The 14,029-nt window shown below is 37.3% G+C and carries 4 protein-coding genes; all 4 read right to left on the bottom strand.

The genetic code is table 11. The features are described 5' to 3' along the window. Positions 1-8: 8 nt before the first annotated feature. Positions 9-2,972: a hypothetical protein gene (locus tag ACMAYS_RS02310; protein WP_412462659.1), complete on the bottom strand. Its 2,964-nt coding sequence runs from the start codon at positions 2,970-2,972 to the stop codon at positions 9-11. A gap of 130 nt (positions 2,973-3,102) precedes the next feature. Beyond that, positions 3,103-12,552 (bottom strand): tandem-95 repeat protein, encoded by a 9,450-nt coding sequence (locus ACMAYS_RS02305; RefSeq protein WP_412462658.1) that lies wholly within the window; start codon positions 12,550-12,552, stop codon positions 3,103-3,105. Positions 12,553-12,907: 355 nt separating this feature from the next. Next, complete coding sequence (locus tag ACMAYS_RS02300; RefSeq protein ID WP_103217369.1) at positions 12,908-13,228, bottom strand: hypothetical protein; 321 nt, start codon at positions 13,226-13,228, stop codon at positions 12,908-12,910. A 109-nt stretch (positions 13,229-13,337) separates the two neighbouring features. Beyond that, complete coding sequence (locus ACMAYS_RS02295; protein ID WP_392991781.1) at positions 13,338-13,952, bottom strand: Crp/Fnr family transcriptional regulator; 615 nt, start codon at positions 13,950-13,952, stop codon at positions 13,338-13,340. Positions 13,953-14,029: the final 77 nt, after the last annotated feature.

Below are 14,029 nucleotides of genomic sequence, written 5' to 3'. Positions count from 1 at the left end.
TATTGGCCTTAATTATTGTAGAAGAGGTTTCTAGTTCTTCTGATTTGTAGTTTTTCACCATTTTCATTTTCTAACTCAATATCAATAGTGATCTCGTTTTTTTGACTTAGCAATGAAATAAGATTTTTCAAGTCGATATTAATATCCCACATGCCAGAATATACTTCTTCGATTTCTATATCAACTTGATAGCCATCAAGTTCTACGGAAATATCTGAAAGAATTGTGTATTCAGTTTCAGATGAGTCTAATATTAATAAGGCGCTAAATTTAGGCGAACTAATTATACTGCTGTCAAACTCTGAAACAATAAGCTCCTGTGTCGGCAGAGTGTCTGCATTAATGATTTCGAACCCAAATGATATTGTCTGCATATTGTCTTTAGGTAGCTCTAATGTAACTTCTTTCTGGATCTCTTGGTAAATAGGAGAGTTTGCTGTCGCAATTAACTTGTAATTTCCGTTTTTAAGACGTGAGTAATTAATTCCATTTAAAGAACGGGCGCTTATTGGAATAATCTCTCCATTCTTATCTATTAATTGGTATGTGATATCTCCAATTAGAGTATCGAAGTCTTTTTCAAAACGTCCATTCTTGTTAATATCATTATAAGAGAAGACATTGATTGATGATATTTCCTTTAGTGCAAAGTCCACATGTACAGTTTGATTCTTTATGACCTTTGTCCCCTTATAGTATTGCGCTGACTCCAAAGACTTCGCAGTAACTTGTCGCTCAATAAGAGAGATGTGGTCAATATCTGGTTTAAGCTCATTAATGTTGTATTTGCCATTTTTGTCGGTTGTTGTGCTTCCTGTTACGCTATAAATATTAAGGCCTTCAACACCCGGCTCAAAGTCTTCACATAGGCCATTTAGGTTTCGATCAATACAGATTCGGCCAGCAATACTACCTGTGCGTTTTCCACCAAAAGCATCTTCGACACCTCTTGGCGTCTTTGCCCCAAAACGGTATTGAAAACGAATACCTATTTGATAATCGATATCATCATATTGATGATTATCTTCCGCTCTTGTATAAATTTCGAATGAATAATTACTGTCTGCTCCTGTTCGAATACCTGCTTCGATATAATCAAGATCAGTTTGTGTTTGTGTTACGTAATCGTTTCTTTGGCCTTCATCATGTCCAACTCTAACGTAGGCATCACCATTAAAGTGGTTATTGTTGATATTATAATTTACGCCTACACTAGTACGTGTACGATATGAGTCATCCCCATATGATTCATACTCAAAATGCGATCTTATTGTGAACTTTGGTGCTTTGTAGCTTAAATCAACAGATATGAAAGGCTCGTTAGTATAGTCTTGAATATTTGCATCTGTATAATTCTTGCTTGCAACACCAGCTCTCATTGCGGCATATAATTGCTTGTTCTGGTAGGCGAATGTGATGAACTTTCTTTGTTCACTTTCACTTGAGCTAGTTTGATCTTGGTAGTTAACACTGGCCGACAAGCCTCCTCCCATTGGAAAGCTTACACGAACATTATTAGAGCTGCGATGTGATCTACTCTGCTCATTTGTTTCGAAAGTGTCTTTGTTTAGTTCGTCATTTCTACTAAGTTCGAGAAGAACACCATCAAAATCGTAAGATAGAGAAGTATTATTATAGATAACTTCTTGAAAACGATCTCTTCTATAACCAGAAGTTACTGCAATAGGGAGGTTCTTTCTTACCATGTAACGAATAGCTGTACGGTAATCTTGTATTACTCCACGTTGAGGGTCATCGGAAACAGTTAGGGATGGTGCAAATGATAATTTATCATTAGGATTAAAATTTCCACGATAGCCAATTGAGCCAGATGTTTCACCAGAGTCTGTATTCTGGTTGATGATAACAAAAGTTCGTTGTCCTGGTTTTGGGTCATATTGAACCATGGCCGCTGTGTTAAATTCATCATTTTCGTCAACACCTACTAGCGTTCCAACTTTTAGGTTAGGCAATATATCTCTTGAATAGGCAACACCATCACGGGCCTCGTTACCAACATTTGTATCAACGTCTAGATCGACATTATTTCCAGCACTAAATCGCCAGCTATCACCATCAAAGTGGAATGTGCCACGTGCATCTTGTGCTTGTCCATTGACCATATTTGCTTGTACGTAGCTCGATAAAGAAACATAGTCTGATAGGGCCCCGTTAGAATTTAAGACTACTGAACTTAGATTTGAGTCTTTACCTTCCACACTCATGTAGTCATTAGTAATAGTTAGTGTTGTATCGAGGTAATTACCTTGTCTATCCTGGTTATTTGTTGAGCTAACAAATTTTACCTGGAATTTTTTTTGAAATTTTGTAATTGTTCCAACTTTTGCGCTCACTTCAAAGGCCGCATAAGTTGAAGTACTATTTTTAAAGTTAACTCTTACAGGAAGAAGCTTTACTTCATTTGCAGCAATGGTAATAGGGGAGCTGTTTACACTCACACTTACTTCAGGTGTTAAGTTTCTTATTGAGAAGTTATAAACTTCACTTGAGTTACCAGTATTTTTAACCTTTAAGTTAAGAGAGTGATTTTTCTTATTTGTTTCAATATTTTGATCAGCATCAAAAAAATCGAGATTATGTTTCTTGGCAACAACAAAGCTAATATTGTTTTCAATCTTTTCTTGTGTCTGTGTATTGGTAAAAACAATTTTCAATTCATGAATTGTTCCTGCATCAACAAAGCTTGGAGTGTATGTATAAAAAGTTAAATAAGTTAGATCGCCAGCAATTAGGTTTGCTTCTTCTGGGCCTTCGGCACGCCACTGCTGATTACTTTCAATTGTAATTTTATACGTGGCATTTGATACTGATTTTATCGGAAGAACTTGTATGGCAACTTCACCTGGAAGAACACTCTTGTCTGGAAGCATACTAATATCTAGTTCACTACCTAGTACTAGTAAATTGATGAAAAAAACGAATAGGGAAAGCGTAGTTTTTATCTTCTTCATAATGCTCACATCTTAACTTAAATAAGATGAAAATATTCATTGTTGAGCATTATTTATAACTATGTATGTCTTTTGTACATGAGTAAAATCAGTATTTTATAGGAACAAGTGTTAGGTAACCTAAACTTGTTTAGAGGAAGTATTCTGCAACTCCATAGAGTCCGTTTTGCTCAAATGGGAAGATGATTGAGTCATTAGTTGGATTGTAATCAAACTCCACACCACGACATGAAAGTTGAGGCATTGTCCAACTCAGGGCACCAAGATCAGTGTCAGTATCGATATTGTGAGCATATAGTCTGCTAGCATAGCAGTAGTAGAGATATTGCGTTCCGCCTCTTCTAGTGTAAACGAAACCGTCATCAATATTTCTAGCTGTATAGGCTATTTGCTCAACGTTTCCGTCTTTAAAGGCAATAATTCTGCGCTGAGCACCACGATACATCTTCGCTGTTACATACTTCGCATCAACACTATCGTAGTAGATATTTCTGTAATTATCCCAGTACTCATATTCACAAGTGCTACCAGAAGTTGGTGCAGTTCTTAGTTCTGTACAACCTTCTTCTGTACTATTGTATCCAAGAACACCCCAGACGTGTTCTTGTCTGTAGCTATCGGCCGAATCATATGCCTTAAGCATAAAGTCTTCGTATCTTAGGTCTGTTGAGTTATATCTCATTCTATTTAAGAATAGCTTACCATTGGCAAAACCAAGAGGTAGGGCCCTGTTTTGATCACCGGCAACATCAATGTCACTGCCAATTTTTCCATCAGAAGTCGGGTCATAATAAGCTGTACCACTTGTATTGCTAAAGACATCTTCCCACATACCTGTTGAGCGGTTAAGCATTGAAAAACGTCCATAGTGCCATTCTACACGGTCCATATAGATATTTCCCGTTGCACGATCAACTACGGTCCAATATGGGTTTCTTACTGGCTGTGTTGTTGCAGCTGCAGCAGTTGAAGCTGTGGCCACTGTACCATTACCTGCGATACTGTGAATATTCCCTTCGATAGTAAATTCTTTTAGATAGTAAGATGAAGTGTCATTTACAACAATCTTTCCGTTATTTAATCTTGTGACACGGCTAATATTACTAAAGCGGGCATTAACAGCATTTACGTTATCTCCGTAAGACTGACCTTGGCCAAAGATTGTAACAACTTTCCCTTCGTTATCTAGGGTTCTAATTTTACCGCGGTCACTGAAGTAAATTTTTCCATTCTTATCAACGAAAACCGAATAGATATCCATATTACATGCAGTGGCCAGAGTACCATCTGCACATTCTCCAAGCGTTCCTGAACCTAGGATTCTTGTGTATGTTCCATCAAAATTATTACGATTCATGTAACTTCTAGCTACTGTTACATATGAATTACCATCCATACCTGTATAGTTATAGTAGTGATACCAACGGTAGCTATTATCTAGTGGTGTAATAGATTGACCAGTTGTTGGATCAAAATAAATTCTTGCATAAGTATAGTCAGAAGTTGATCCATACATATCACAGCCTGGAAAATTCTTATGGTGATAGGCCGTTCCAGTGATTCCTTGAATCTGAGATGTCGCTTGATTAAATTTGATACCAGTATATCCAACTCGACACTTAGATAGGTCTTGAGATGCCTGCCAACCATTTCCTGTACCACCAAGATAGAATGATTCAACTTGCCCTGTTGCTGCTCTGTAGATACGCACTTTGAAGTTGCCGTCTGTTTCAATACTTTCTGATCTTTCAGCATTAAACCAGATATCACCATTTGGTAGTGGTGTGAATAACACAGCATTCGTACGGTAATCAGAGCTTGATAATCCTCGCATTTGAAGATCTAGTGGGTTTGCTACAGTGTCTGCAGTGCTAGAGCCACCACCAATAATCGTTTCAATTGTTGGGTTTTCAAGATTTAAGTCAACTCTTCTAATTCTGTTATAATCAAGGATTAATAGTCTCCCTTGATAATCAAGAGTGATTTTCATAGGGTAGCGTAGAGTTGCACTCTCGGCCGGCCCACCATCTCCAGTTGACGTTCCAGTTTTTGCAATGAAGAGTTTCTGCTTACCATCTGCAGGGTCAACTGTGATAATACCTCTTTTATAATCTGCAAAATAAATATTACCATCATCAGTAAAGACAAGAGTGTGGATATCAGAAGAGTCTCCAACGCGCTTGTTAAAGAATAGGGCCGATCTCGCATCCCCACCTAGACCTGCTTCAGTATTTCCTGCAATAATCTTAATACGATCAGCATTTAATGGAGTTGAAGTAAGCTGTGTACTAATACCTGAGATATTTGTTACCTTAACTCTGATCTTGTATGCAGTTGCCAGAGGTGAACCACCTGTCCACTTAAAACAACCTTCATTTGCAGCTAAAGTGATGCTAGGACAACCGTGATTAGTATGTGGTGAAATTCCTTGTGCTCCAGCAATTGCCGTAAATGTTTGTTCATCTTGTGTATAGAAAAGATTAATTGCCGTAGTCGAAAGACCAACAGCATCGTCTACCTTCCAACGAATATAAAGGTCAGTACCTGTTGGAACAGAGGATTCTGCTCTTGTTGGAGGAATTGATGATAAATCATTATTAGCAGCAGCTACGTCCCAAATTAGTGGAGGAGCATCTTTACTATATACAATTTGATCGTAGTCAGTACTTAGCACTTGTGTGTTTGATGAAATATTTCCAGCTTCATCTTTTACCCAAGCATAAACATCGTATAAAGCAGGCTCCCAACCAAGAAGATAAGAGTAGTCTGTTACAGTGATATTTTGTGCTGGAGTTATTCCAATCGAAGTCGAGTTCACTGCAATCCAACAAGCATCGTCACTTGCAGGTTGAGTCGTTGTATTTGATTGAAGACAAATATGAGTTAGGTAAACATTCGCATTTTGAGAACTAGCTGTTAACGAATATGGAATAAAGTTAGTTGGTGATGGATCCGCAACTCCTGCAGATATCGTATTTATAACAGGAAGGCCTGTTTCACGATACCAGTTACCTGAAACTGTTGTCGTATTAGAGGCAGCGTTCGTTTGAGCAAAATTATATGTATTGTTAACATCTGATGCAGTTGATGCTGTTGTCCATGACCATACACCTGAAGTACAAGTTGTTGTCGTCGTTTGTGCTCCAGTAATATTGATCGTTAATCCATTTTCACACGTTCCTGTGAATGTGGCAGTAGAACCATTATTTTTTATCGCGTTAACATCGATCGCTAGAGCAGGGAAATTAGAGTCTCTTGTCCAAGTATATGTTAGTGCTGATGTATTTCCTGCTGAGTCAGATTGTGTGAATGTGAATGCTCTCGTGGCATCTGTAGTGTAATTTGCCGATGTCCATGTCCAAGATGACGCTGAACAAGTAATACTTGCTGACTCTGTTCCAGAGATAGAGATAACATTTGTTCCTTCACAAATACCAGATACTGTTATGCTGTCTCTCAGAACTGTTTCTGATTGGTTTTCTCCGATCTCGATTTGGATTGGTGCTGTCGCATTAAATGCCGGAGCTGTAGCGTCACGTTGCCAAGAAAGAGATAGGGCCGGAGAAGATGTATTTCCTGCAGCATCAGTTTGAACTAAGTTATAAACAAATGTGCCATCTGTTGTTTTTGGTGAAGGTGTCCAGCTCCATGTCCCAGAAGAACAATTAAATGAAGTTGTTTCATCACCTGTAACATATATCGTATATGTTCCTTCACAAGTACCTGACCATGCGTTTGGTGTGTTAGCATTTGTAAAGTCTGGTGAGATACCAGCCGTTTTTGTAAGAATTGGAGCGACCTCATCACGTATGAAAGTTCTTGTAACAGAAGTCGAGTTACCTGCTGCATCGACTTGATTGATTGTTATATTCTTTGCTCCATCGTTGTCTGAGAAGTTTACTGTTTGTGAGAAAGTCCCCCCAGAACAAGCAATCGAAAATGCAGCTTGAATATCACCAGAGATATTAATATTTAATCCACTTTCACAATTTCCGTTAATCGTCGTACTTGATAAGTGGTAAGAGTTATTTGCTGGTGATGTATAACTTAGTGCTGGTGCAATAGAGTCAATCACAAATGCAGCTGACTCAACTGTTGCAGAGTTTCCAGCTAGGTCTGTAAATGAAACTCTAAACTTAGCGTTTGATGTATTAATAGATGGAACACTCCACGCTCTTGTAAAAGATTGTGAACTAATTGGTCCATTAATGGCCGCAGTTGTGCCAATTGAAGACCAACTACTTCCGTTGTAGAAATCTACTTGGAAGTTTTGTGCCGTCGATGTACTGGCATCAGTAGCGCTCCATGCAAGATTAATATTATTTCCGCCTTTTTGGATCGAAGGAGTTGTTAGTGAAAGACTTGGGTTAATTGTATCGTAGTAAACACTTATATTAGTTGATGATGTGGAAATATTTCCGTGTGGATCTTTTGACCAAGCTCTAAGTGTATGAAGTCCTTGAGTTGTGCTTGCAAGAGTATATGTTGTAGCATTTGCAACTGTTGAACATGCTACCCATGCATCACCAGCGGCCGGCTGGCTTCCTTCGTTAATGATCACAGAAGAAATATCGCTACAGCTACCTACTGTCATAGTATTTGCAGTTGAGTTCGTATAAGTCGCAGATGTAAGTGCAATAGTCGGCGCAGCTGAAGGTGTTTTATCTGTTACGTTAATCGTTACAGTTTCAACAGTGGCCGCATCAACAGTTCCATCATTTGCAATGAATGTGAATGTTTCGCTACCATGGAAATTAACATTACTAGTATATGTACATGTAAGATCAGTTCCATAACTACCTGTTGTGATACAATTTGAAAGTGTTCCATTAGATGGTGGCGTAACAATTTTATAAGTAAGAGCATCACCATCGACGTCTGTAGCATTGCTTAATGTAATTGCCAGTGCCGTATTATCATTTGTCGTAAATGACTGATCAGCTGCCATAACTGGTGCATCATTAATAGAGTTTACAATAATCGTAACTGTAGCAACTGTTGAATTAGCTGAGCCGTCATTTACTCTATATGTAAAAGTAGTTGTACCATTAAAGTTTGTTGCAGGCGTATAAGTACAGGCACGTGAAGTCCCTCCTGTGCAACTTAATGTTCCTGTCGCTGGGTCTGTAAGCTTGATATATGAAAGTGTGTCACCGTCAATATCTGAGCCAGCATTTAAGTTGAAGTTTAGTATTGTGTCTTCATTTGTTGAAACAGTTTGAGTTGCTGCAAGAGTTGGCACATCATTTACAGCGTTAATTGTAAGATTAACAGTTGAGCTTGTTGCTGAATCTAGTAGTCCATCATTTGCTAGATATGTAAATGAATCGGAACCATTGAAATTTGCATTTGGTGTATAAGTACATATGATATCAGTTCCGTAAGAGCCTGTTGTGATACAGTCTGTAATTGTACCATTTGTTGGAGAGTTTATTATTTTATAACTAATAGTCTGCGCTGGTAGGTCAACATCAGTAGCTCCATTTAAAGTTATACTAAATGGAGTATCTTCATTAGTTACTTCACTTTGATCTGCAATCATTACTGGCGCATCATTGATTGCATTAACTGTGATATTTACTGTAACAGTATTTGAGTCAAGTGTTCCGTCATTTGCTTTATAAGTAAATGAGTCACTTCCTTCAAAATTAAGACTTGGTGTATATGTACATGCTGTTGACGTTCCACCTGTACATGAAAGAGTTCCGTTTGTTGGATTTGATACAATAAGATATGAAAGCGCATCATTTTCAATATCAGTGGCCGCTGTTAGATTAAAGCTATGGGCCGTATCTTCATTTGTTGAAAATGACCAGTCTCCAGCAAGAGTAGGAGCATCGTTTACACTATTGATTGTTAATGAAACTGTCGCATTTGTTACAGCAACCCCAACACTATCAGTTGCAGTATAAGTAAATGAATCACTTCCATAGAAGTTTGCATTCGGTGTGTAAGTACACGAGATATCAGTTCCATAGCTGCCAGTTGTAATACAATTTGAAATAGTACCGTTTGTAGGAGAAGTAATGATCTTATAACTTAATGTCTGAGCTGGAAGATCAACATCTGTCGCACCATTAAGTGTGAAGTTTACAGCAGTATCTTCATTTGTTGAATGTGCTTGATCTGCTGCCATAACAGGTACATCATTAACTGCTGAAACGTTAATTGTAACTGTTGCAAGAGTCGAATCAAGTGCACCATCATTTACTTTATAGGTAAATGTCGTTGAACCATTAAAGTTTGAATCAGGTATGAATGTACAGGCCGTAGATGTACCACCTGTACAGCTAAGGCTCCCATTTGCTGGAGTTGAAACGATTATGTATGAAAGTGTATCCGCCTCAATATCTGAACCTGCAGTTAGGTTAAAGTTAAGTACTGTATCTTCATTTGTTGATACACTTTGAGTGGCCGCAAGAGTTGGAGCATCGTTTACAGGAGTGATTGTAATCGATACTGTTGAATCCGTTGCAGAGTCTGTTAGTGTGTCATTTGCTCTATATGTAAAAGAGTCACTTCCGTTGAAATTTGCTCCTGGCGTATAGTCACAAATAATATCAGTAGAGTACGTTGATGTATTAATACAGTTTGAAAGAGTACCATTTGCTGGAGCTGTAATTAGTTTATATTGAATTGTTTGTGCAGGGATATCAACATCCGTAGCACCTGAAAGAGTGAAGCTAAGAGTATTATCCTCTGCAATCGTTTCAGATTGGTTTCCGGCCATTACAGGAGCATCATTTTCTGAAGTAATGTTCACGGTAACTGTTGCTACTGATGAATCAAGTTGTCCATCATTTACTTTATATGTGAAAGTAGTTGATCCGTTATCATTTAGGTCTGGTGTATATGTACAATCTCTAGATGTACCACCAGTACAAGTTAAGGTACCTTTTGCAGGGTCTGAAACGATTATATATGAAAGTGTGTCTCCTTCAATATCTGCTCCAGCATTTAGAGTAAAGTTAAGTGCTGTATCTTCATTTGTACTAACTGTTTGAGTTAGAGCAAGTGTCGGAGCATCATTAATAGCGTTAATTGTTAGAGTTACCGTCGCAAAAGTGACTGCATCTGTGACAGTATCATTTGCAATATATGTAAATGAGTCTGATCCGTTGTAATTGGCATTTGGAGTATATGTACAGTCTCTATCATTGATATAAGTCGCAGTCGTTATACAATTTGATAGAGTACCGTTAGTAGGAGCTGACAAAAGTTTGTATGAGATTGTTTGGGCAGGAAGATCCACGTCTGTTGCAGTATTTAATGTGAAATTAATTGCAGTATCTTCATTAGTCGTCTCTGATTGATTTGCTCCCATTACTGGAGCATCATTTACTGTGTTAACAGTAATTGTCACAGTGGCCGTTGTTGAATCAAGCTCTCCGTCATCAACTTTATACGTAAATGTATCAGTTCCATAAAAGTTTAAATTTGGATTATAGCTACAAGCTGTCGATGTTCCCTGTGTACAATTAAGTACACCACTAGTCGTTGATGAAATAATAGTATAATTGAGAGGTGTTGCTTCAATATCACTTCCGGCCGCTAGATTGAAGTTTATGACTGTATCCTCATTTGTCGTTTCTGCTTGAGTAGCTGCAAGTGTAGGAGCATCGTTAACTGGAGTAATGGTTAGTGATACAGTTGCTACACCTGCAGAATCTAGAGACCCGTCATTTGCAATATAACTAAAGCTATCATTTCCATAAAAATTTGTATTTGGAGTATAATCACAAGTTAAATCATTTCCATATGTACCTGTTGTAATACAATTTGAAAGAGTTCCATTATTCGGAGAACTTACAATTTTATATGTAAGGGATGCTTGTGAATTATCAACATCCGTAGCCTGGTTAAGAGTGATTGCAAGTGTGTTATCTTCAGCTAAAGTCAGACTTTGATCTGCACCAATAACTGGCCTATCATTAACATTTGATACATTTAATGTCACAGTCGCTTCAGTTGAGTCTAGCTCTCCATCATTAACTTTATATTTAAAGGTATCAACACCTACAAAATCTGCGTTTGGTGTATACGTACATTCATTAGTTGTTCCTACACAAGTAAGTGTTCCGTTTGTTGGTAGTGAAGTTGTAATATAAGATAGACTTGGCGAGTCCACATCATCACCAGTTGTCAGAAAGAAGTTGTGAATTGTATCTTCTGTTACATTTACACTTTGGGATGCTACAAGAGTAGGAGCATCGTTAATTTGTTCTACATCGAGAGTATAGATAAATTGATGATGAGGAATTGCTGTGTTTACATTGTCGTCACCATCATTCTTCTTTCCAATTCTAACAATTATCTCAGCACTTGCTGCAGTATCAGCTGGTGGAGTGTAGCTCCATGTACTGGTATTTGAAACAGTCGCTCCATTAAGTATCCATTGATAGGCAACAGGATATGATGAATCCCAGTGAACTGCACTTGTTTTAAAGTCACTAGAAATTCCTTCTTTTAATGAAGTAGGTGTTTCAAGAGTTTTTAACTTCGGTGCAGCATCTTTTAAAATTGCAGCAGTTTCACCATTCGTTAATTCTGTGAAGATGTTGCTTGCCTCTGTATTATTCTCAAGCTCACTGTAAATTAAGTCATAGTCTATTGTTTGATTATCGATACTTGCTTCAATTAAAGCTTCTGTGCGATCGAGATAATCTGCAAGCTCTTTCGTTGGAGTATACTCAAAATCTGTATTCGTGATTTTTGCTAATAATGTTGAAACCGGAGTAATATCTTGTGGAGTAAAGTAACTAGTTACAACTTTTTCTAGCTCATCGCTACAACCAGATACTTTGACTTTGTAACGAGCAGGAGCTGTCAGATCGAGGGCCAACTTTTTTGCATCAAAATTAAAATAAGTTGAAGTGTTGATTCCTTCAAATGTAATCGGGTTATCTTCAAGGACTGTCATTGTCACAAGATCAAAAAGTTCTACCTTTGGATTGTCACAAGTTGTTGCTGCATAGGCATTATTAATGAATATACTTTTATTTGTTTGTGTTATTAGTCCTGATAGAGGAGGGATTCGCCCTTCAATGGCCGGAGTAACTATAACTGTATTGCTTGAACCAGTGTTTTGTTGCTTAGTATCTATTTCTTCATCATTATCTTCAATATCATTTGGAGGAGTTGGGATGGAGTAAACAATTTGTTTACTTTCTTCTTGCTTCTCTATTTTTTCAATTGCTTTTGCAGGCATCCTTTCAAATGTATTATTCGAATAATATGGCCTAGAGTAATCTGAATCGTTTAAGAATACTTGTGTTGAATTATTTTTCTTTTTATTAACAGCAAGTTTTGAGATTTGAAAATCTGCTCTTTTTTTACTCGGTTCAACTGCTTCGTCTACACTTTCTTGTGCAACTGAAGATGGACTTCTTTTACTGAACGTAGCTACATTTGAGTTTAGCCTTGCTTTAACTTTTGGTTTAACTAGTTCATATTCAATACCAATCTCTTTCGCAATCTCACTGTAGCTATTTGTCTTCGCTGTATCGTCTGCAAAGAAGATATAGCTAAAGCTAAATAGTGATGCCAGCGCTAGTCCGACGTAGAGTATTGGTTTTTTCAAAGTCCCTCACAACTTTCTTAATATTTAGTCGATGGTGAATAAAATTTGTTCTTAAATATTTTCGACTTAATATAATATTTCTTTAGTATTAAAGCATTTAATGAACAGATCACTAAATTCAGTTACTTATATCGGCTTTCTAAGGGGAATATTTAATTTTGTGGCAATTTTTTGTGGACTTTCAAAATTCTAAGATGAGATTTCAAGGCCTTATAAAGTTAATTAGTTAAACTAAATGCTTTTAGTTTCAAAAAATCTATAGAATTTCTTAAGGTTTTTACATAGATTTTGTTTGGGAAATAGAAAGGCCCAGATGAGACTGGGCCTTGAATATTTTTAAATATATAATTTTGACTTATTCAGCTGCAAAGTAGCCAATGTAATCTACCGAACATGTGTCTGGATCAACAGCAATTGCAGCATTAAACCAACCTGAGTGTTCAGAACCAATTGCAGAGTAGATAAGCTTATCTTCGTTGAATTGTGCTAGCTTATTTCCTCTTTCATTTAGAAGTTCGCTACCTTGAGTAAGGTACATTAGATACTTCACTTCTAGAGGGCGATCTGCTCTAATCTTTCTTTCAAGTTGCTTACTTACGGCATTGTCACAAGCGATTACGTTTGAGCTAATTGCTAGACATGAGATAAACGATAAAAGAGTAATTGCTAATTTCATAAAATGGCCTTTGTGTGGGTTACAGTTGGCCGCATCCTATCTAAATAGGGTGATATAGACAAGCTCTAGAGATTTTAAATGTAAAATTTGCTAAGAAATTAACAAGATCTTAATAATTCTCATTTGCGAACTTTAGTAGCTTCTGCTCATCAACGATCTCAATACTTCTGCCACTTTTAGTGATTAAACCTTGCGCCTCTAATTCACTTAAGATTCTTGTCACACTTTCAAAAGTTGATACCGCAAAGTCAGCGATCTCTTTTCTCGTCCAATTGTGTTCAGGATGCTTGAGTTTCAAGTAGACAAGTGCCTCAACAATTCTGGCCTTAGCTGATTTATCTGCCATTCCGGCCAGTCTTCTCTCTGCATTTCCTAGCTCTCTTGCGAGAATCTTTGTCATATTCTTCAAGAGGGCAGGGCTTTCAAGACATATATTATCACACTGCTTACGATCGATGAGCATAAGCTTAGCTTTCGTCAAGCTAACTGAGTTTGCATGATAAGGAGTTTCTAGAAAGTATGAACGATGGCCAAAGATTTCCCCTGGCCCGTAAACTCTTAGGAAGCTCTCTTTTCCATTTTCACTATTGTAGTAGAGACCAATAATGCCTTCTTCTACAATATAGAGATATTGTGGGAATTCTGACTCTCTGTATATAACTTCACCTTTTTGATATTGGCGATAAATAGGTTGTTCAATATTGTTTAAGATTTCCTTAATCATGTTTTTCCAAGTTTGATGGCGATCAATGTTAATTTATAATCATTATATATAATTAATTTAACTTTGAAAGTCTTAGA

It is taken from the genome of Halobacteriovorax sp. RT-2-6, from assembly GCF_047085025.1.
Lineage (GTDB): Bacteria > Bdellovibrionota > Bacteriovoracia > Bacteriovoracales > Bacteriovoracaceae > Halobacteriovorax_A.
The sequence above is the reverse complement of the archived record's forward strand: the minus strand, read 5'-3'. Positions and strand labels throughout refer to the sequence as shown.

Bases quoted from the DNA above. Each gene is read 5' to 3' on its own strand.
- ACMAYS_RS02310 (WP_412462659.1), bottom strand. From the start codon at position 2,972: ATGAAGAAGATAAAAACTACGCTTTCCCTATTCGTTTTTTTCATCAAT.
- ACMAYS_RS02300 (WP_103217369.1), bottom strand. From the start codon at position 13,228: ATGAAATTAGCAATTACTCTTTTATCGTTTATCTCATGTCTAGCAATT.
- ACMAYS_RS02295 (WP_392991781.1), bottom strand. From the start codon at position 13,952: ATGATTAAGGAAATCTTAAACAATATTGAACAACCTATTTATCGCCAA.